At 37.8% G+C, this 19458-nt stretch carries 18 protein-coding genes; 9 read left to right on the top strand and 9 right to left on the bottom strand.

The features are described from left to right. Positions 1-54: 54 nt before the first annotated feature. The gene (locus tag AC27IF_RS16925) at positions 55-1164 is read left to right on the top strand and encodes an ABC transporter substrate-binding protein (protein ID WP_487055526.1); all 1110 of its coding nucleotides are present in this window, start codon (positions 55-57) and stop codon (positions 1162-1164) included. A gap of 18 nt (positions 1165-1182) precedes the next feature. On the opposite strand, the gene AC27IF_RS16920 is transcribed toward AC27IF_RS16925, so the two are convergent. Genes AC27IF_RS16920 through AC27IF_RS16905 form a run of 4 tightly spaced genes read right to left on the bottom strand, consistent with a single transcriptional unit; the run spans position 1183 to position 3970 of the window. Beyond that, entirely contained in the window at positions 1183-2055 is an 873-nt protein-coding gene (locus AC27IF_RS16920; protein WP_487055525.1) for a DMT family transporter, read from the bottom strand. 44 nt (positions 2056-2099) lie between these two features. Next, positions 2100-2618, bottom strand: a complete 519-nt coding sequence (locus AC27IF_RS16915) for a YcgN family cysteine cluster protein (RefSeq protein WP_487055524.1) — start codon at positions 2616-2618, stop codon at positions 2100-2102. Between the two features lie 14 nt (positions 2619-2632). Beyond that, on the bottom strand, positions 2633-3646 hold the full coding sequence (locus tag AC27IF_RS16910; protein WP_487055565.1) for a lytic murein transglycosylase: 1014 nt from the start codon (positions 3644-3646) through the stop codon (positions 2633-2635). Positions 3647-3679: 33 nt separating this feature from the next. Further along, a complete protein-coding gene (locus tag AC27IF_RS16905; RefSeq protein WP_487055523.1) occupies positions 3680-3970 on the bottom strand; it encodes a YcgL domain-containing protein in 291 nt (96 codons plus the stop codon). 114 nt (positions 3971-4084) lie between these two features. Between AC27IF_RS16905 and AC27IF_RS16900 the strand changes: the two genes are divergently transcribed. After that, the gene (locus tag AC27IF_RS16900) at positions 4085-4495 is read left to right on the top strand and encodes a hypothetical protein (protein ID WP_487055522.1); all 411 of its coding nucleotides are present in this window, start codon (positions 4085-4087) and stop codon (positions 4493-4495) included. Here the strand turns inward: AC27IF_RS16900 and rnd are convergent. From rnd to rnm, 4 genes are all read right to left on the bottom strand, one after another. Continuing rightward, positions 4485-5639, bottom strand: a complete 1155-nt coding sequence (rnd, locus tag AC27IF_RS16895) for a ribonuclease D (RefSeq protein WP_487055521.1) — start codon at positions 5637-5639, stop codon at positions 4485-4487. The genes AC27IF_RS16900 and rnd overlap by 11 nt on opposite strands. An 80-nt stretch (positions 5640-5719) precedes the next feature. Beyond that, the gene (gene rluB / locus AC27IF_RS16890; RefSeq protein ID WP_487055564.1) at positions 5720-6787 is read right to left on the bottom strand and encodes a 23S rRNA pseudouridine(2605) synthase RluB; all 1068 of its coding nucleotides are present in this window, start codon (positions 6785-6787) and stop codon (positions 5720-5722) included. Positions 6788-6872: 85 nt separating this feature from the next. Beyond that, positions 6873-7493, bottom strand: a complete 621-nt coding sequence (locus tag AC27IF_RS16885; protein ID WP_487055520.1) for an L-threonylcarbamoyladenylate synthase — start codon at positions 7491-7493, stop codon at positions 6873-6875. A 35-nt stretch (positions 7494-7528) separates the two neighbouring features. Further along, positions 7529-8434 (bottom strand): RNase RNM, encoded by a 906-nt coding sequence (gene rnm / locus AC27IF_RS16880; RefSeq protein ID WP_487055519.1) that lies wholly within the window; start codon positions 8432-8434, stop codon positions 7529-7531. A 380-nt stretch (positions 8435-8814) separates the two neighbouring features. On the opposite strand from rnm, the gene AC27IF_RS16875 reads away from it, so the two are divergent. The 7 genes from AC27IF_RS16875 (at position 8815) to AC27IF_RS16845 (ending at position 17546) form a co-directional block, all read left to right on the top strand. Continuing rightward, positions 8815-10446: an anthranilate synthase component 1 gene (locus tag AC27IF_RS16875; protein ID WP_487055518.1), complete on the top strand. Its 1632-nt coding sequence runs from the start codon at positions 8815-8817 to the stop codon at positions 10444-10446. Continuing rightward, positions 10446-11099, top strand: coding sequence for an aminodeoxychorismate/anthranilate synthase component II (locus AC27IF_RS16870; protein ID WP_487055517.1), 654 nt, complete (start codon positions 10446-10448; stop codon positions 11097-11099). The genes AC27IF_RS16875 and AC27IF_RS16870 overlap by 1 nt, the downstream gene beginning before the upstream one ends. Position 11100: 1 nt before the next feature. Continuing rightward, entirely contained in the window at positions 11101-12123 is a 1023-nt protein-coding gene (gene trpD, locus AC27IF_RS16865; RefSeq protein ID WP_487055516.1) for an anthranilate phosphoribosyltransferase, read from the top strand. Position 12124: 1 nt separating this feature from the next. Next, entirely contained in the window at positions 12125-13549 is a 1425-nt protein-coding gene (gene trpCF / locus AC27IF_RS16860; protein ID WP_487055515.1) for a bifunctional indole-3-glycerol-phosphate synthase TrpC/phosphoribosylanthranilate isomerase TrpF, read from the top strand. 4 nt (positions 13550-13553) lie between these two features. Then, positions 13554-14792 carry a tryptophan synthase subunit beta gene (trpB, locus tag AC27IF_RS16855; protein WP_487055514.1) on the top strand — a complete coding sequence of 413 codons (1239 nt, stop codon included), beginning with the start codon at positions 13554-13556 and terminating at the stop codon, positions 14790-14792. Next, positions 14792-15646, top strand: a complete 855-nt coding sequence (gene trpA, locus AC27IF_RS16850; protein WP_487055513.1) for a tryptophan synthase subunit alpha — start codon at positions 14792-14794, stop codon at positions 15644-15646. The genes trpB and trpA overlap by 1 nt, the downstream gene beginning before the upstream one ends. 121 nt (positions 15647-15767) lie before the next feature. After that, complete coding sequence (locus AC27IF_RS16845) at positions 15768-17546, top strand: EAL domain-containing protein (protein WP_487055512.1); 1779 nt, start codon at positions 15768-15770, stop codon at positions 17544-17546. A 395-nt stretch (positions 17547-17941) separates the two neighbouring features. Here the strand turns inward: AC27IF_RS16845 and AC27IF_RS16840 are convergent, their stop codons facing one another. Further along, positions 17942-18322 carry a SpoIIAA family protein gene (locus AC27IF_RS16840; protein ID WP_487055511.1) on the bottom strand — a complete coding sequence of 127 codons (381 nt, stop codon included), beginning with the start codon at positions 18320-18322 and terminating at the stop codon, positions 17942-17944. Positions 18323-19458: the final 1136 nt, after the last annotated feature.

The raw sequence follows: 19458 nt of genomic DNA, 5'->3' as shown, positions 1-19458 counted from the left end.
GCTTACCTAAGTTAGCACATATCTAGTTAAGGCCTTATAGAGAGGGCTGTAATCTTGTTTAAAATTATCTTTTTGATCCTATTGTTATCCCTATGTTCAGCCGAACCAGTTTTAGCTAAAAATACTATTAAGTTAGGTATTTCAAATGCACAAACTGGCCCGACAGCTCAGCTAGGCATTAAACTCAATGCCGGTGCCAACGTTTATTTTGAACAATTAAACTCTCTGGGTGGCATTAACGGTCAAGCTGTTCAATTAATAAGTTTAGATGATGGTTACGAGCCAGAAAATACGATAAAAAACACCTTAACTTTAGTTAACCAAGAAAAAGTGTTAGCACTTTTTGGTTATGTTGGCACACCAACATCTCATGCTATTTTACCTATATTGAAAAAAACTAATATTCCTTTCCTGATGCCATTCACTGGTGCTGATTTTTTACGTTCACCAATAGTGAAAAACATATTCAATTTACGTGCTAGTTATTTACAAGAAGCTCAAGCACAAGTTAACTATTTAGTTACAGAAAAAGGCTACAAGCGAATTGCCTTAGTCATACAGGCAGATGAATTTGGCCTAGCCGCACAAAGAAGTTATGTAGAGATATTAGCCAAATACAACATAAAGCCAATACTTAATGAGCGCTTTAAACGTAACTCCATCGATATTGATAATGTCTTAACGCATCTAAAAACAAAACCATTAGATGCCATTATTTTTGTTGGTACTTATCAGCCTTTTAGTCACTTGATCAACTTGAGCTATGAGCAAGGAGTTCGCCCCTTCTTCAGCTCACTCTCGTTTGTATCTAGCCAAGATGTTTTTTCAAGATTAGCTTATAAAAGTAAAGTGTTAATAAGTGAAGTAATGCCTGAGCCTAGTCAATGTCAATGGCAGATTTGCCACAAATTTATTAACGATATGCGCCAAGCTGGCTACCAAGAATTAAATAGATTGCAATTAGAGGGTTATCTCAACGCCCACATATTTACCTTAGTTGCTAGACAATGTGGCGAAAAATTAACCCGCCATTGTTTAATGGAAAAATTTGAATCTTTTACCCTTAGCCAAGAAGGTCTAAATATTCAATTATCACCAAATAATCATCAAGGCTTAAATCAAATATATTTATCTTTTAGCGAAGCGGAACGAGCAGTTCAATGAGTAAGTAATTAAGTTACTCTATTTAGGTTTACTTATCGACCACGTTTCAAAAAGAGCTGAGCTGATCACTAGCCCTCCTCCAATAACCGTTAATATACTCACTCGTTCATTAAGTAATAAAAAAGCTAATACACTACCGTATAAAGGCTGTAAACAAGCAATTAGGCCAACAGTAGTTGCTGATAAATGGCGTAAAGAAGAAGCGAATAGCGCATGCGGCATTGCAGTAAAAACAACACCGACAAGTATAATAAGTAACCAATCCTGTTCTGAAACTTGCGCTACAGGCACTTCAATAAATAAAGCTAGCATAAGAAAAGCGACTAATGCCTGATAAAGCATGGTATGCGGGCCTGAATAGTGGCTAAAGTAATTCTTGTGAAGCACGTTCCTTAGCGCAAAGAAGAATGCCGAGATAATACCTGAGATTATGCCAAGCGTAACTTGATTACCTAGATGAACTTCGGGGATAAGTAAAAAAACACCAAACAGGACGATAAAAGCAATAATAACATCTTTGACTTGTGGCTTACGCCTAGCATTAGTTCGGTTTAACAAGGGCTCTAAAAACACCGTGATTACTGGGTAAGTAAAAAATGCAATAATGCCAATAGTCACTCCAGCCATTTGCATTCCAGCAAAATAAGTAACCCAATGAATGCCTACCACTACACCAAGCAATATTGCAATACCATAGTCTTTGGCACTGGCTAAAGTTATTTGCTTTTTTTGCAGGTGTAATAAAACAAATAAAGCCATTGCAGCAACAGCTGTTCGATAAACCGTGATGTCTAATGCAGGCAAACCGATGAGTTTAGAAAATAAAGCCGTACCACCAAAAAGCAATACAGAGCAATGTAAAAAGAAAAGGCTTTGTTGTTGGGCTGTCATAAAATTAAAGGCTATCGTGGCAGTGAGATAATAGTTGAGTAGTGCTAATCAAGATCATTAAGTGGCCAGGTAACGATGTAATCTTCAAAATCTTCCAAAGCTACATCATCATCTTTGACAATTTTTCCTCGAATTGACATACCTGCTTTATGCATGGCTGATTTTTTTCCTTTATGTAATAAAGGGTGCCAAGATGGCATACCTCGTCCTTCTTGAAGACGTCGATAAGTACAGCTTGGTGGCATAAAAAACACATCCGACAGGTTTTCTTGCGTTAAGCGCACACAATCAGGTACCAAAGTTGTTCGTTTCTCATATTGACTACATTGACAACTTTTTTCATTGATCAAATAACAAGCGATATTTGAGTAAACAACTTGCTCGCCATCTTGTATATGATTGGTGGGTTGTAATTCACTTTGTTCATCAGTGTCTACATCATCAATAAATTTATTCAAACAACATTTAGCACATCCATCACAAAGTGACTCCCATTCACGGCGAGTCATCTGTGCTAAAGCTTTACTTTCCCAAAAAGGAATGTTTTCAGTGTTTTCTATCATAGTAAATTTATTGCTTAATTAATTGGTGGAAACTTGATTCGATCTGATAAATGGCCAACAGAACTCACAAAGTAATAAGATAGATTCCAATGCATTAAGCTTTTATAGTTATCATACGCTAGGTAGGCTCTACCATTTTCATCATCAGGAAAAACCAATGCCGCTTTAATATCAACGTTAGGTAAATTTGTACCATCGGTACGGCGAACCCCTAGTGACTGCCATTGAGATAACGTTTTCTCTGTATTCGACCAAGCTTTTAACCAGTTTTTACGACTGCCGGTATTTTTAGGGATTGCTAAACTCATATCAAAGTTTTCAGGTAACTTAACCTGACGACCCCAAGTTAACTCATCATTCCAACCTTCCTTTTGTAAATAATTAGCCATAGAAGCAAAAATATCTACTTGGTTATTCCAAATATCTTTCTTGCCATCACCGTCGCCATCAACGGCATAAGCTAAGAATGAGGTCGGCATAAATTGATTTTGCCCCATAGCGCCAGCCCAGGAGCCTTTCATTTTATCAGCGGTGATATGGCCTTCATCTAGAATCGTTAATGCTGCCCATAACTGCTTTTTGAAAAAAGCTTCACGGCGACCTTCATAGGCAAGTGTTGAGAGTGCAGAAACCACACTATAACCACCGGTAAATTTACCAAAGTTTGTTTCAAGCCCCCACAACGCCACAATAAATCGCGGTTGGACACTATACTCATTTCCTATCTTCACCAGTAATTCTTGATGTTCTTTATATAAATCTCGAGCCTTCTTCACTTTCCAGCTTGGTACTCGCTTGGGCAAATAAGTATCTAGAGTTTCCACTTTCTCTGGCTGTTTACGATCTGCTTTTACTGCGCGTTTATGAAACTTAATATTGGCAAAACTCTCATCAATTAAACTTTGTTCAAAGCCTTGTGATATCGCTTCTTGTTTTAGTTCGTCGACATAAAGTAAAAAACCTTCTTCTGAAAGCTCTTTAGCTTGAGCACTACTTAAAGGAATAATGACAGTACTACTAATCCACATGGCTAATGAAATAACTCGACTAAAAATCATTGGCTATTCTCCTTGTTGCTTTTGTTTATCCATCGCTGATTTATGCTGTTTCAATAAATCTTCTTTTGGTGGTGGCAATTGCAAGTAGTACCCTTGTTCATTAAGACTAGCTTTCACTTTATCCAAATCGGCAAACGCCAATTTATCTTTCGTGGCAAGGTTCGTTAAAGTAACTAAAGTCGGAGTACCAAAAGTTAGCATCAAAGCCTCAGGAACGTTGGTAAAGTCATCGCGTGTTTTAACAAACAGGTAAGTTTGATCTTTTTTGGCACTTTTATATATGGCACATAGCATAATGGAGACCTATGGGGTTATTTGTATAAAATGAATAAGAGTCATTAATATATCACGCTGTACGGCTAATATGCGATACAATGACACAATAAATTACATACTTTAGGTAAACCAATGAAAGCTCCTTTATACGATGAAATTCTAGACATATGCCATAGTATTGCTAATGCATCAGCTAATAATGATGATGACGCCAGAAGTGATGCTTGCAAAAATCTGCAAAAACTTTGTGCTACCAACCAAGGCACTCCAAAAGATCACCCTTTACAATGGGAAGCATTAGCTGATTTTACCGAAGATGGTGATTTAGCGATGGATATCTATGAAATAGCTTTAAACAGTGCCAGTTCATTGAAGCTGCCAACCTTTACCGCTTCTATTTATCTCGCCATGGCGCAAAGACAACAAGAGTTTGAAGAGTCAGATAAAGCCATGGATTTTGCTAAAAAAGCAGAGCAAGCAAGTGAGACTATTGATAATGTCGAGCTAAAAGAAGAAATTAAAACTTTTATCGCTAGCCTTTAAATCCAAGTTCAGCATATTCTAGCAAGGCTTTACCAAATAACTCATTGCGCCAAAGTGTTAAAATATCTGGGCAATAGCCCGTATCTACACTCAACTTTTTTGCCTCATTTAAATCAAAATGCCAGCTTAAAAACTGGTTGATTTGTTTTTTTGAGGCTAAATTCTCCACAGATATATCGTGTTTTTCACTCACTGAAAGTATAAAAGTTTTCACTTTTTTAAATACCTGCTTGTAGCCTGGATACTCATCTAATCGCTGTATTTTTGTAGGGTAATCGTGACTATTAACTTGTGATGCTTTTTTTAATACTGACAACATCGCTTTACCTTTATGTCGAATATCAAGTACTTCAGCGCCGTCAAGTCGACTCATTGCAGCATAATTTTGTGGATTACTTTTAGCTACAGCCATTAAAGTATTTTCTTTAACAACAAAACCTAAAGGTAAATCCCGAGTTTTAGCTTGTTGATATCGCCACTGAACGAGATGTTGCAAACTATTTAATTGTTGTGCGTTTAAACGCCACGCCATTTTTATTTGACGGTAAAGCTGGCTATCATCAATCGGAGTGAATTTTCGCTCAATTAATAAAGATGTCTCTTGCTTGGCATACTCAACACGTTCAACCGCCTGTAGCTCCTTTAAAAGCTTTGGGTAAATTGCAAATAAATGCTCGACATCAGCACTTGCATAATTTAGTTGCTTTTGGCTTAAAGGCCTTTTGGTCCAATCGGTACGAGATTCTGATTTATCAAGTGCAATTCCTGTGAAGTGCTCTACCATTGCAGCATAACCCATTGATAAACCATGACCTAAAAATGACATCATAATTTGGCTATCAATTAAGTTCACAGGTTTACATTTAGCGCTAGTTAAAAACACTTCTAAATCTTCTGAGCACGCATGAAGTACTTTAATGATATTCTTGTTGGTGAGTAATTGCCAAAATGGTGATAAATCATCAATGGCAATGGGATCAATCAAGGCTAATTGTTTACCATCAAATACCTGTAGTAAACCCAATTTCGGATATAAAGTACGGGTACGTACAAATTCAGTATCAACAGCTAAAACACTCGCTTTACTGTATTGTTGACAGAGTAATTCTAAAGTTTCATCATTTTCAATTAGTTGATACTGCATAGTCCATTCTTTATTAATTACAAATCGATTAAAGTACTAAGGGCTCACCTTGGTGTTATTTTATTGTGAGCCACAAGCAATTATTTTCGTCTACGACGCGTTGCCTGTTGATGACGTTGTTGATGCTTTTTAACAGAACGACGAATTCGTCGACTCTTAGCATTATCCATCGCTTTTTCATCGACTTTAACTTTAGATTGCGTTTCAGGTTTTAGCTGAACTAACTTACGGTAATAATTTACTTCTTTTAAACCTAACTCAGTCCAACCACCTAGAGGTAATTGTCGCTGCATATCCATATCACCATATCGGACACGAATTAATCGACTAACTTGTACTTCTTGGCTTTCCCATAAACGACGAACCTCGCGATTACGTCCTTCAGAAAGCACCACATGGAACCAATGATTACGCCCTTCACCGCCACGGTAAGTTATTTTTTGAAAACGTGCTGGACCATCTTCTAATTTCACGCCGGTACGAAGGGTTTGTAACATGGCTTCATTAATTTCACCAAAAACACGAACCGCGTATTCACGTTCTACTTTTTGAGAGGGATGCATCAAGCGATTAGCAAGTTCACCATCGGTGGTAAATAAAAGCATTCCAGAGGTGTTTATATCTAATCTTCCCACGGCAACCCAACGACCACTATCTAGTGGTGGTAAGCGGTCGAATACTGTTGGTCTACCCTCAGGATCTTTACGGGTACACATTTCCCCTTCAGGCTTGTTGTACATTAAGACTCGGCAAATATCATCATCTTGTGCTGTTAGCTTTACTTGATGACCATCAATACGAATTTGCTCACTACCATCAATTCTGTCACCTAAAAATGCGGTTTTACCATTAACGCTAACACGACCTGAGCTGATCATCGTTTCTAATTCGCGACGTGATCCTTTACCTGCCCTAGCTAATACTTTCTGAAGTTTTTCAGAGTCTTTCACGGTCGATTTTTGAAAGTCTACTTTGACTGGCTTTTCAACTTCTTTTTTACCCTTTCCTTGACCTTTCCCCTGATTAGGCTTGCTCAAGCCTTTTTTAGTGGTACCTTTCTTACCTACGCCACGACTGCCGTATTTATTAGCAGTTTTACTTTCGCTAGCATCGCGTTTACTCGTTGTTTTTTTCTTGTCTTGTGACATCATTTTTACTCTGTTACGTCAGTAGCGACTCCCTTGAAGTATACTTCTGACTCATTTAGGCATTATTAAAAGTTTTTGAAAGCTACTATTGAAAAGGTGAAGGGTCTCCTTCCCCAACTCTAATCACTCCAATTTCATCATTAGAGAAATCAACTACTGTGGTAGGGTGCTCTCCTAAATGGCCACCATTAATGATTAAATCCACTTGGTGCTCTAATAAATCACGAATACTTTCAGGATCATATTCTGCCATACTTTCACCCGGCATGATCAAACTGGTAGACATTATAGGCTCTGCAAGTTCTGCCAACAAGGCTTGGCAAATATTATTATCAGGCACACGAATACCAATAGTTTTCTTTTTAGGATTAAGTAAGCGTTTAGGTACTTCTTTGCTACCTTTAAAAATAAACGTGTAAGCGCCTGGGGTGTTGGCTTTTAACAAACGGTAAGCACTGTTATCAACACGAGTGTACTCAGAGAGCTGCGATAAATCCTGACAGACAAGCGTGAAGTTATGCTCTTTACTAATGTCTCTAATTTGGCAAATGCGCTCTAATGCTTTTTTATCACCTAAATGGCAGCCTAAAGCATAACCAGAATCGGTTGGATAGACGATAACACCACCTTGATTAATAATAGATACTGCTTGTTTCATCAAGCGACCTTGCGGATTATCTGGGTGTACATAAAAAAACTGACTCATGATATTTTCCTATCAATAATAGCGTGCTCTACAACTTACGACCAAAGTGCCCATATAGGTTTGGCATTATCTGGCAACATCAAATTGCGCCCTAAATCTGACCATTTATTAGGCTGGTGAAAATCAGATCCTGTTGATGCGTACAAATCATATTCTAAACAATAGTTTAGCATTGTTTGTCTTTGTTGGGGATTCATTTGTGGTAAAACTACTTCTAACGCATCCCCTTGTACTTCTTTAAAATGAACAATTAAGCGCCTTAGCCATTTAGCCGATAAATCATAACGAATTGGATGTGCCATTACTGCAGTACCACCTGAGGCATGAATAGCTGCAATAGCGTCTTCAATAGAGCACCAATTGGGCTTCACATAGGCTCGTTGGACGTTACGACCTTTTTTACCTAAATATTGATCAAAAGCTTTTTGCATCGTACTTACATGACCTTGTTGATATAGTACTTTTGCAAAATGTGCTCTAGTAATTGAACCATCGCCAGCCAGTTCTTTAGCATCCGAATACGCATTTGGAAACCCACACTTAGCCAATTTCTCACCTATTGAAATAGCCCGTTGCTCTCTCGCGTTTTGCTGTTCCACAATTAACGTTTGTATTGACTCATGCTCAACATTAATATTTAAACCAACAATGTGAATTTCAAAGCCCTGCCACGCAGTTGAAACTTCGATACCTGAAATCAAAGTAATTGGAATATTTTTTTCCAATATATACTCTTGTGCTATATCAAAACCCGCGACAGTATCATGATCAGTAATAGCTAAAACGTCTATCTGATAGTTTACAGCCCTATCTATCAAGGTTTGCGGCGATAAACTACCATCAGAGCAATGAGTATGACTATGCAGGTCAATGCGGCCATGAGGAGGGCCATCATTTTTTTTAATAGCAAGAGGAAAATCAGTGGTTGACAGCAACGCCATAATAAGGTCTTCTATAGGGGATGTTTGCAAGCGACTATGTTGTAGTGCAAGTTTACTGATAAGAGCGAAACAATGATACTAACAAAGCAATTAAATTTAACACTAAGCCAACAACGTTGGTGGTGGCATAACTCTACTTAAGTGGGTTGTGATGATTGCGTGTATCTCGCTAAAAGCTTTACTAAAGCTAAGCGGATAAAATACAAATTTCAAAACCCGCTAAAATTAGCGGGTTTTCTGCATTTTAAGACCGTAAGATTTAACATAAAATACTCAGAGATAAATACAATGAACAAAACAAGAACATGGTTTCTTTGGTGGCTACAGCCTATCTACGCTGGATGACTTCACTTTTAAGATAATCAATAAAGAAGAAAATAATGACACAAATTAAACAAAATACCGCTAAAGTTATCACATTAACTGACAGCACAAACTACCAAAGCGATCCGTTAAGTGTTTATCAACTGCTTTGCCAGAATAAAAATAATAATCTATTACTCGAATCAGCAGAAATAGATCAAAAACATTTATTAAAAAGCTTATTGTTAACCGATGCAGCTTTAAAAATAGTCTGCAATGGTAATACTGTTACTTTTACTGCCTTGACCCTTAATGGCCAGGCTGCTTTGCAGTTTGTCACCAGTCAACTATCAGCACATGCGACACTTACGCTTTCTAAAGATAAACAAAGCTTAACAGCCATTTTTCCCGACACACCTACTGAACTTGATGAAAAGTCACGTCTAATGGCGGTAAACCCTTTTGAAAGCTTACGATTATTTAAACGAATCGAAAACAGCGACAAGCATCATTTCGCAATTTTTCTAGGCGGTGCTTTTGCATTTGATATGATCAGTATCAGTGAAGATTTACCTGCAGTTACTGATGGCGATAATACTTGTCCTGACTTTGTTTATTATTTAGCTGAAACACTTGTCGTTATAGACCATGAAGAAAAAAGTACAGAAGTTATCGCTAATAGCTTCTCCTGTTCGGATGCTGACGAAGAGACACAAAACAATGTTCAGCAACAATTAACGCAGCGCGTAGCTGAAATAAAACAATTATTATCCGGTGATGTTACAGCCGAGCAGGTTGCACACTTAAGTGCAATAAATAAGGACAATACATCAAACGCTCAAGAAGTTTCTGTAGATATCAGTGACCAAGAATTTTGTCAAAATGTTGAGCAGTTAAAAGAAAACATCCGCGCCGGTGATATTTTTCAAGTAGTGCCATCAAGAACGTTTTCATTGCCCTGCATTGATAGTATTGCTGCTTATCAAGCGTTAAAAATCAGTAACCCAAGTCCATATATGTTTTACCTTAAAGATAGCGACTTTTGCATGTTTGGTGCCTCCCCTGAGTCGGCAATCAAATACCAGCAGAATTCCTCTGAAGGTAAACGACAAGTTGAGATATACCCTATCGCTGGTACTCGTCCTCGAGGGTTTAATAAAGATGGTAGTATTTCTTTAGATTTAGACTCACGTATAGAGCTTGAATTACGACAAGACAAAAAAGAGTCCGCTGAGCATATTATGCTCGTTGATCTAGCTCGCAATGATATTGCTCGCGTATGTAAAGCAGGTACTCGCCATGTAGCAGACTTATTAAAAGTTGACCGTTACTCCCACGTTATGCATTTAGTCTCAAGAGTGTGTGGGACGCTATTAGAAGAATTAGATGCATTACATGCGTATCAGGCATGTATGAATATGGGGACGCTTTCTGGTGCGCCTAAAGTAAAAGCGACTTCACTTATCCGAGAAATTGAAGGAAAACGTCGTGGAAGTTATGGCGGAGCCGTTGGCTATCTAACCGGAGAGGGGGAAATGGATACCTGTATTGTTATTCGCTCGGCATTTGTTAAAGATAATATTGCTCAGGTACAAGCTGGTGCAGGTGTTGTCTATGACTCAATTCCTCAAGCTGAAGCCGATGAAACAAGACAAAAAGCGCAAGCGGTGATCAGTGCTGTGCTTAGCTCAAATAAAGGAGCAAGATAATGTCATCGATAAATGTTAGCCAAAATACAAAGTTATTTATGCTCGATAATCTTGACTCATTTACCTATAACCTAGTAGATGAATTTCAATGCTTAGGTTTTGAGCCTACAGTTTATAGAAATACATTAGATGCCGAATTTATTTTCAATCGAATGCTAGAACATGCAGAGCAAACTGACGAAAACATTATATTAGTATTATCTCCAGGTCCCGGTGAACCAAAGAATGCCGGTTGCTTAATGGCATTAATTAAACTGTGTGCTGGTAAAATTCCTATGCTAGGTATTTGTTTAGGTCATCAAGCCTTAATAGAGCATTATGGTGGCAAAGTCGGCCGTGCTGATGAAATAGTACATGGTAAAGCCTCAGCAATTAACCATTGCGGCGAAGGCGCTTTTATCAATATTCAAAACCCATTACCGGTTGCTCGTTATCACTCTCTCGTGGCGACAGAAGTCCCTAACTCGATAAAAGTGATTGCAGATTATAATACTATGCCGATGGCTATATGCCGAGAAGTCGATGCCGTATTAGCTTACCAATTTCACCCAGAATCAATTTTAACAACTTTTGGCGCAACATTATTAGCGCAAAGTTTTGACTATTTATTGGCTTTAAGCGAGCGCTTAAATACCAAAGTAAAAGGAGCATAATATGAGTAATACTAACCCTTTACCTCAGTTAGTAGATAACCAAGATATCTCGCAACAAGACACTGAACAGTTTTTCCAACAAGTACTAAGTGGTGATATTGAACCAGCTTTACTCGCCAGTGTATTAACGGCATTAAAAATTAAAGGTGAAACACCAGAGGAAATTGCCGGTGCCGCTGTTGCCATCAGAGAAGCCGCGACCAGTTTTCCGCAAACAAACTACGCCGTTGCTGACTGTGTTGGTACGGGTGGCGACGGTGCTAATACCATTAATATTTCGACAACGGCAGCGATATTAAGTGCGGCCTGTGGTTTAAAAATGGCAAAACATGGTAATCGTAGTGTTTCCAGTATGTCTGGCTCAGCTGATTTATTGGAAGCCTTTGGTGTAAATCTTAATATGTCACCTACAACGGCTAAGCATTGTTTAGATGAAGCCAATTTATGTTTCTTATTTGCTCCTGCTTATCACAGTGGTTTTAAGCATGCCGCCCCGGTAAGAAAAGCCATGGGGATTCGTACCTTGTTTAATATACTTGGTCCCTTGGTAAACCCTGCATCTCCACAAGTTATGCTATTAGGGGTGTACACACCTGAATTATTAAAGCCAATTGCACAGGCGCTATTGCTAACGGGCGTAACTCGCGCTTTTGTAGTACACGGCAGTGGCTTAGATGAAATAGCATTACACGGTGACACTCAGGCTATTGAAATAAAAGATGGACAATTGATTGAGCGAACACTTTCACCACAAGGTTTTGGCCTGAACAACTTCAGCCTAGAAGAGATTAAAGGTGGCACACCACAAGAAAATGCCGATATCATCAAGGCGATATTATCGGGTGAAGGACAAGAAGCTCATAATGCTGCTGTAGTGATTAACTGTGCAGCACTACTGTATTTACATGATAAGGCTAGTGATTTGAAAACAGCAGCACAGCAAGCAGCTGAAGTATTAAAAAGCGGTAAAGGCATAGATACCTTGTTGCAATTAGTCGCTTTATCAAATAAGGAAACTTGCTAACATGGCAAATATATTAGAAAAAATCGTCGCTGATAAGCGTATTGAGATAGACGCCCTTAAAGTTGCTAAACCACTTGCAAGTTTTATCGATGAACTAACCCCAACAACAAAAGACATGTACGCGGCACTTCGTCGTACAGAAGATAAGCCTGAAGCAGGTTTTATTTTAGAATGTAAAAAAGCTTCTCCGTCAAAAGGCTTGATTCGCCCTGACTTTGATGTGAAGTCCATTTGCCAAACCTATGATAAATATGCAGCTGCAATCTCTGTACTCACTGATGAAAAGTACTTTCAAGGTAACTTTGACTACTTAAAGTTAGTAACAGAAACCGTTAGCTGCCCAGTGCTTAATAAAGATTTTTTTGTTGATACTTACCAAGTACATTTAGCCCGACATTATGGCGCTGATGCTATTTTATTAATGCTGAGTGTCTTAAGTGATGATGAATATCTTGAGTTAGCCGCAGTAGCCCAGCAATACAATTTAGCTATTTTAACTGAAATATCCAATGAGCAAGAGCGAGATCGTGCGATTTCACTCAACGCCCAGATGATCGGTATTAACAACCGAGATTTACGAGACCTCAGTACAGATATCTCAAAAACGTTTGATTTTGCGCCTACTTTACCTGATGACAGAATTATCATTTCTGAGTCAGGTATCTACACGAACGCTCAAGTACGGGAATTGGCCCCCGCTGTCGATGGATTTTTAGTGGGTAGCTCGTTAATGGCGATGGATAATAATCGTTATAATGATATTGATTTAGCTTGTCGAAAACTTATTTTTGGTAATAATAAAGTGTGTGGTTTAACCGCACCTGAGTATGCCAAAGTTGCTGCAACATCAGGGGCTAGATTTGGTGGACTAATTTTCGCTAAAAAATCCCCCCGCTTTGTCACAGAAAAACAGGCACAAAACATTATAACGCCAACGTTAAATCAGCCTCATTTAGAATACGTAGGTGTATTTGTTAATCATGAGCTAAATGAAATCACCAAGTTAGTGAAAAGCTTAAACTTATTTGCTGTTCAGCTTCATGGTAATGAAGATGATGAATATATTAACACGCTCAAGCAAATGTTCGCTGATAATGACTGTGACGCATGTGAAATATGGCAAGCCAGTGCCGTTTTAGATCACGTGCCTGCGTTAAGCTCGCAAGCTAAATACCATGTATTAGATGGTAAGTCTCCAGGAAGTGGCCAAGCTTTTGATTGGCAATTGTTAGCCGAATGCGAGCAAGACTTATCAATGAGCTTATTAGCCGGAGGCCTCAATAATGACAACATTACTGACGCCTTAATACAATTAAACAATGTAGATTTATTTGGCTTAGATCTCAACTCAGGTGTCGAAACAAGTCCAGGCATCAAATCTAATGAAAAACTAAGCCAAGTTTTTGCAAAAATCAGGAATTATTAAGACAATGAAAAACACGACAAAAGAAACTTTACCTGCCTATTTCGGCGAATTTGGTGGCATGTTTGTTGGGGAATTATTAGTCCCAGCCTTAGAACAACTGGAACAAGCCTTTATTGAATCTCAATCTGATGAAGCTTTTTTAACTGAGTTTAATAACCTACTGACAAAATATGCAGGTCGTCCTACACCACTAACTTGCTGTAGAAATATAGTTAAAAACCCCTTAGCAAAAATTTATTTAAAACGAGAAGATTTATTGCATGGCGGCGCACATAAAACTAACCAAGTACTGGGTCAAGCGCTACTGGCAAAACGCATGGGTAAAACAGAAATCATTGCTGAAACGGGTGCTGGGCAACATGGTGTAGCCACAGCTATTGCCTGCTCTTTATTGGGATTAAAATGTAAAGTATATATGGGTGCTGTCGATTGTGAACGTCAACAGCCAAATGTATTTCGAATGAAACTAATGGGCGCAGAAGTTATTCCGGTAACCGCTGGCTCAGGTACTTTAAAAGATGCTGTTAATGAAGCATTACGTGACTGGTCAGCTAATTATGAAAATGCTCATTATTTACTAGGCACTGCTGCTGGACCTCACCCATTCCCAACCATAGTTCGCGAATTCCAAAAAATGATTGGTGAAGAAGCAAAAGTACAATTTCTTGAAGAAGAAGGCCGCTTACCAGACTATGTTATTGCTGCAGTTGGAGGTGGCTCAAATGCTATCGGCATGTTTAATGATTTTATTCAGCATGAAGAAGTAAAACTTATTGGTGTAGAAGCCGGTGGTAAGGGTATTGATACTAACCAACACGGCGCGACTTTAGTTGCAGGTAGTAAAGGCATGCTACACGGCAATTACACCTATATTATGCAAGATAAATACGGCCAAATTGAAGAGTCATATTCAATCTCTGCTGGCCTTGATTACCCTGCAGTTGGCCCTCAACATGCCTTTCTAAAAGAAACTGGTCGCGCACAGTATGTGCCAATTAATGATGATGAAGCCTTAAACGCTTTTCAAACACTTGCGCAAAGTGAAGGGATCATTCCTGCACTTGAATCGTCACACGCCTTAGCTCAAGCGTTAAAAATGGCCGAATCCGCAACAAAAGAAACTATTTACCTAGTAAACTTGTCAGGTCGAGGTGATAAAGATCTTGCCCACGTACATGCCGTTTTACACCCTAATGAACCAACAGGTGAAGCATCAAGCGTTAAGCACCGAGGAGAAGCATAATGACCCAGTTAATAGAAAAACAAGCAGGTTATCGTTATCAAGATGCTTTTTCAACATTAAAATCTACATCAGAAAAGGCTTTTATTCCTTTCGTAACGATAGGCGACCCTAATGCCGAACAGTCGTTAAAAGTGATAAAGACCTTGATTGATGCTGGCGCAGATGCGCTTGAATTAGGGATCCCATTCTCTGATCCTAGTGCGGATGGTATTACTATCCAAATGGCCGGTCTAAGAGCGTTAAACTCAGGTATCAACACCGATATTTGTATCGACATATTAGCTAAAGTGCGTGAGTATGCGCCAAATATCCCAATTGGCTTATTGCTTTACGGAAACCTAGTTTTTGCTCGAGGTATTGAGAATTTCTACCGTGATATGGCTGCAGTAGGTGTTGATTCGGTTCTGATTGCTGATTTACCTATTCGTGAAAGTAAGCCTTTTAGAGAAGCGGCTTTAAAGCATGGTGTAGCGCCTATTTTTATTGCTCCACCTAATGCCAGTGAAGAGAGTTTACGCGAAGTATCATCTTACAGCCTTGGTTATACTTATGTATTGAGTCGTGCTGGTGTAACGGGTGTTGATGCTGTTGCTAAATCAGCAGACGTAGATTCACAATCAAACCCTGCCGAGCAATTGATATCTACTTTGAATGAATATCAAGCTGCTCCACCTGTATTAGGTTTTGGTATTTCAGCGCCTCAACAAGTCAAGGATGCGTTAACTGCTGGTGCTAGCGGCGCAATAAGTGGCTCTGCTGTGGTTAAAATAATTGAAAATAATCTTGATGATCATACCGCCATGTTAACAGCCTTAACTGATTTTGTTACGACAATGAAAGCTGCAACTAAATAAACCAACCGTTCAAAATATTGCTAACTGCAGCTATTTAGTAGTTAGCAATTCTTCTTATTGTCATAAAACTATCATGTAAAAGTCTTAAAGTTACGCTCGTAATGTATTATGAGGTAACGTTATGAAAGCAATTGTTCAAGAAATTATAGAAAACAAGCGGATCACAACCGTATTCCAGCCCATTTTTGATATCGAACATGAAATTATTGTCGGTTATGAAGCACTAACTCGTGGTCCCAAAGACTCTAAGTTATTCTCACCTGAAAAACTTTTTGATAAAGCTGAAGAGCATAACTTACTCTCTGAATTAGAGTTACTTTGCCGCGAAAGTGCTATTAACCGATTTGTCGAATTAAAATTAACCGGCAAACTTTTTTTGAATATTTGCTTAAATGTTATGCTTACCAATGATCATCCTTATGGTGAAACTATAAAGTTGGTAGAAAAAGCAGGCTTATCTCCCCAGCAAGTCGTTATTGAAATCAGTGAGAAATCCCCTTTCCCTGAAAGTGACATATTACTCAAAGCATTGAACAAGTATCGCCAGTTTGGCTTTGACATCGCCATTGATGATTTAGGTGCTGGCTATTCAGGCCTTAAACAATGGAGTTATCTACGCCCAGATATTGTTAAAATCGACAGATACTTCATTGATCAATGTGATCAGGATGTCATGAAACGTGAGTTTTTAAAGATTCTATTTGAATTAGGTAGAATATCTAACGCCTATATTATTGCCGAAGGTATAGAAACTAAAGAGGAGTTTGAGCTATTACGTGAATTAGGCATGGTTTACAGCCAAGGTTACTTTTTAGCAAAACCAAACGAATTTCCAGCAAGAACTTATCCCGTATTAGACATCGACACTTATACTGATAAAGAATCTAGATTAGGGACTATAGCGTCATTAGTTACTTCAGCGATTACCGTTGAATATAACCAAAGTGTTAATGAGACTTATGATATTTTTACAAACACACCGCATTTACAAGCGATACCTGTTTTAAATAATAATAAGCCAGTGGGCATGATTTACAGAAATGAACTAATGGAATCATACTCTGATATTTACGGCAGAGCGTTGTTTGCTCGAAAACTAACAAAAGATATCATGTCTTCGAGTCCGATGATCATCGATCATTCTATGCAACTTGAGCAAGTAAGTGCCCTACTCACCGCAAGAGCAAATTATGAATTTACTCATCCTTCAATCATTATAGAAAAAGGTAAATATCTAGGTGTTGTTTCACCTCGAGATCTACTCAGGAGCATTACCGATTCGAAACTTGAACAAGCTCGTTATGCTAATCCGCTGACAGGCTTACCAGGCAATGTAGTAATTGAAAAAGAAATAGATTACATGCTGAGTAAGCAACGAGACTTTCAGTTAGCATATCTCGACTTAAATCATTTTAAGCCTTTTAATGACATCTATGGCTACGCTAAAGGGGATCTTTTACTTAAAGCATTAGCAAATTGCATAATGTTAAACACAAATAATAAATATTGTTTTGTAGGACATATCGGTGGTGACGATTTCATTATTATGTTTAAAAATAATAAAGTTGAAGCTATTTGTCAGAAAATATTAAAAGATTTTGCAGAGCAAAGTATGTCTTTTATTTGTGATGAACATCAGCAACAATCTGGCTATTTTGCTATGGATAGAAGTGGTAAAAAGATTTTTCACCCTTTGGTAAGTTTAGCAATAGGTGTAATACAGCCTGATTCTAAAAGTTATAGCTCTTACCACCAAATTGCTGACCTAGCCTCAAAAGCAAAATCGGAAGCTAAAAAATTATCAGGTAATAATTTATTTATTTGTCGAAGACGTAATATACAGCATTGTGAATTACCTGAAAATACAGATCCCTTAGGTAATAATGATCATGCGGCATAAAGTTTTAACATTCTAATAGTTAGGATAATTGTCGCTAAACTAAGACTACAAAAAAGAAGCATCAATAAATATTCAAACCACCTTGTGAGTAGTTTTTTTATTCGAGAAAATAAGAATATTTTTTTCTTATTCTTGATATCACTACTAACAAATGCATGTAGAATAAAATTTAACAAAGCCGTCCATGCGAGTAACAACAAGTTGAGCATCGTTATATAATGCTCAGATTCAGTATTATCGGCTTTAAGTATAATTAACCTATAAAGAATATTGATAATAAGCAATACAGATATTACATAAAGGGCTTTTCGATAGGGGTGCAATATTAAAGATGTTTTTTTCAACCAAGAAATCATTTTTAAACTAGAGAATATTTTAAGTTGTAAGGGGCTGGTTTATTCATTTAACCATTCAATTGCTTTTTGATGTTCTTCGAAAAACTCGACGTCACCTGATATGAACCAAGAGCCAATATTAGCGATAATTTCTTGCCAATGTTTATGGCCATAAATAGCGACTCTATCAAACTCACTACCATGTTTTACCCCTAATTTAAAATCGTCCCATGCCGCCCTTAATTCCCAGCCATGCATTTCAGTAACATCAAATATGGCTTTAATTCGAGCCGTAGGAACTTCTTTCATTGCGGCATCTATCATGGGTGTTATGACTTCATAATCTTCGTGCGTCAATTTACCTATCACTTTGAGAGATAAAAAAACATTAGAGTCGATCCGTTCGATACCGATAGTTAAACCATGCCGTGAAGTTGTCATCTTGAACCCTTTAATGAATATAAAAGTTGAACTCAATTAATATAAAGTGATAACCAATTATGAGTCAAGGCTCCCATAAAAAACAGGCATAAAAAAATGCAGCTCTAAGAGCTGCATTTTCATAACTAGCTTTGTGCATCCTGCACTCTATTCAGTGTTCTCATTAATCCGTTAAATACTATCCTTAGCTATTTCTTAAAAAGAAATCCTCTTGAGTAATCCCTACTCTTCGTCCTTAGTTTCATCCATAATTCATCCTTAAAAAGTTAATCCATTAACTTATCCCTTGCTGCCTCCTAGACATAATCTTCCTGATCTCAATGTTCCATCATCGAGTCACATCCTTGTTTATCTTCCTGTAGTGAAATCCTATCACTAAAACTAAATCCATTAGTTTTCCCTAAAAGAGCTACTTGCTCTGTGTCTTCCTGACATGTTTAATAATACACTGCCTTTTGATTTTTCGAAGCAAGTTACAAATCGTTTTTATTTGTAATCTAAGTGAAAAAAGAACAATAAAAATTATAAACACTATTTATCAGGTAGTTACATAATCAGAAGGCAATATTACCTTGAACGAAATTGAAATTTCTCACACGCACGTAAGACATGTCTTACAAATTTAACAGCATTTCGGAATGCAATACTTAACCAGCTAGTCATGCTGAAAGATTACCAATGACACTACAGCTGATATTCATACTACCTATCAATTTGAGGAGACCAGAACGAGAGGATAAACGATTTAAATTGATTTCTTTTCCTAATTTATGAATGAGTTGATTATTATCGTTATATCGTTCATTTCAGATTTAAAAACTTATTTAGACTCTTTCTTATTAGCGATTAAAACATAAGTTTTATTGGTGAAGTTATCAAACTGATCTATAAGCTTACTACCTGTTAGTGCAAGGAAATATAGCAAAAAGCCGACTTATTCGCTTATTATCATGAAAGGTCTTATATAAAGAAAAGTTTAGCAATGTTCTACTCTCACATGGGCTTGCTTTGTATAAGTCACACTACCATGGTGTGGTGCTGCTCTTACAATCATGGCTGATTTTTTACTCAAACCCAAAAAAGCAAAAAGCCCGTCACTTTCGTAACGTGCTTTCCTGTACCTCAGCACAAATTAT

The organism is Colwellia sp. KS18-150 (genome assembly GCF_057551365.1).
The sequence above is the reverse complement of the archived record's forward strand: the minus strand, read 5'-3'. Positions and strand labels throughout refer to the sequence as shown.